This is a genomic window from Stagnihabitans tardus, assembly GCF_009925085.1.
GTDB classification, from domain to species: Bacteria; Pseudomonadota; Alphaproteobacteria; order Rhodobacterales; family Rhodobacteraceae; genus Stagnihabitans; species Stagnihabitans tardus.
Genome location: NZ_JAABNR010000064.1, coordinates 1 through 2,143, shown reverse-complemented (window position 1 = coordinate 2,143; position 2,143 = coordinate 1). Strand labels below are relative to the sequence as shown.

The following is a 2,143-nucleotide window of genomic DNA, read 5'->3' as shown; positions in this document are numbered from 1 at the left end:
GGATTGCGGGCGGCGCGACCGACATGCGGTGCGGGATGAACAGCCTCGCGTTGAAGGTTCAGCAGGGCCTCGGGCGGGACCCGCACGGCGGAGAGATCTTCTGCTTCCGTGGCCGCAAGGGCGATCTGATCAAGGTGCTTTGGCACGACGGGGTCGGTATGTCGCTTTATCTGAAGCGGCTGGAGGCCGGGACGTTCATCTGGCCCGTCAGTGAGAACGGAACCGCGGTCCAGGTCTCGGCGGCCCAACTGGGTTATCTCCTTGAGGGCATCGACTGGCGCAATCCGCGATGGACGCAGAGGCCTGCATCGGCAGGATAGGGGCTCGTTTCCCTTTGTTTTATTGGCATATTCCACCCCGACATGGTAATCCTCTCCCATGTCGGAGAGCCCTTCAGAGATCGTGCTTTTGCGCGCCGCCCTCGCGGCTGCCGAGGCGCGAGCGGCAGCGGCCGAGCAGGAATTGACGCGGACCCGCGCCGTGATCTCGGCCTCCGAGGACATGATCCGCCACCTCCGTCTGGAGATCGCCAAGCTCCGACGGGAACAGTTTGGGGTGAGTTCCGAACGTCGCGCCCGGCTGATCGAGCAGCTGGAGATGCAGCTCGAAGACCTGGAGACGGACATCGCCGCCGACCGAGTCAAGCCGGGGGTGGAAGCGCCGAGATCCCTGGTCGGGGCCTTTGAGCGTCGCCGCCCAGGGCGCAAACCCTTCCCCGAGCATCTCCCGCGCGAGCGCGTCGTGATCGAGGCCCCCAACGCCTGCACCTGTTGCGGCTCGGGGCGCATCGTGAAGATGGGCGAGGACATCACCGAGACCTTGGAGGTCGTTCCCCGGCAGTGGAAGGTCATCCAGTCCGTCCGCGAGAAGTTCACCTGCCGGGACTGTGAGAAGATCAGCCAGCCGCCCGCGCCATTCCACCCCACGCCCCGGGGTTGGGCGGGGCCCAACCTGCTGGCCACGATCCTCTTCGAGAAGTTTGGGCAGCATCTGCCCTTGAACCGCCAAGCCGAGCGTTTTGCCAAGGAAGGCGTCGAGATCAGCCTCTCGACCCTGGCAGATCAGGTGGGCACATGCGCCGAGGCTCTGGCCACGATCCACGCGCTGATCCGCACCCATGTTCTCGCCGCCAAGCGGCTGCACGCCGACGATACGACCGTGCCGCTTCTGGCCAAGGGCGGCGCCACGACAGCCCGGCTTTGGACCTATGTTCGCGACGACCGCCCCTTCGGGGGCGGGGCGCCACCGGCGGCGCTCTATTACTTCTCGACAGATCGCAGGAAGGAACATCCGACCAAGCATCTCGCCGGCTGGACGGGCATCCTCCAGGCCGATGCATACGGCGGCTACAATGACCTCTACAGGGCGGATCACAAACCTGCCCCGGTGCTCAGCGCGCTGTGCTGGTCCCATGCCCGGCGCAAGTTCTTCGAGCTTGCCGACATCAAGGCCACTGCCCGCAAAGGCAAAAAGGTCGCCGAAGAGATCTCGCCTGTGGCGCTGGAGGCCGTCAAACGCTTCGACGCCATCTTCGAGGTCGAGCGCGGGATCAACGGGCTGGATGCCCAGGCACGCCGCAATGCCCGCCACGACCTGGTCCGCCCGCTCGTTGAAGACCTGCACGACTGGCTCAAGGCTGAACGATCCCGCATGTCCAAGCACAACCCGGTCGCCAAGGCGATCAACTACATGTTCGAGGAAACTGGCCGCTGGGAGGCCTTCACCCGGTTCCTCGACGACGGCCGCATTTGTCTCACGAACAACGCGGCAGAGCGCGCCCTGCGCGGCGCGGCCCTGGGACGCAAGGCCTGGCTCTTCGCGGGCTCTGCCCGCGGCGGGGAACGCGCAGCCTTCATGTATTCCCTGATCGTCACCGCCAAGATGAACAACGTTGACCCACAGGCCTGGCTCGCAGATGTCCTCGCCAAACTACCGGGCACAACACCCTCACGCCTGCCGGGTCTCCTGCCCTGGAACTGGAAAACCAAATAGCCACGGCCTAGACCGGAGGCTTACCATTCAACTCGCCTATTGCTGGGCCCATGCGCGCCGCAAGCTGATCGAGATCACCCGCACCGGCCCCTCGCCGATTGCCGAGGAAGGCGTGGCCCTCATCCGCGACCTCTACGCCATCGAGGCCGAG

General features: G+C 65.4%; 2 protein-coding genes and 1 pseudogene. All 3 read left to right on the top strand.

Annotation, left to right across the window (positions count from 1 at the left end; genetic code table 11):
- Positions 1–320 (top strand): IS66 family insertion sequence element accessory protein TnpB (gene tnpB / locus GV832_RS21525; protein ID WP_227754612.1); only part of this gene is annotated, 320 nt, incomplete at its 5' end.
- 58 nt (positions 321–378) lie between these two features.
- On the top strand, positions 379–1,992 hold the full coding sequence (tnpC, locus tag GV832_RS21520; protein ID WP_168776909.1) for an IS66 family transposase: 1,614 nt from the start codon (positions 379–381) through the stop codon (positions 1,990–1,992).
- A gap of 25 nt (positions 1,993–2,017) precedes the next feature.
- A pseudogene (locus GV832_RS21515) lies at positions 2,018–2,143 on the top strand (IS66 family transposase); the annotation flags it as partial.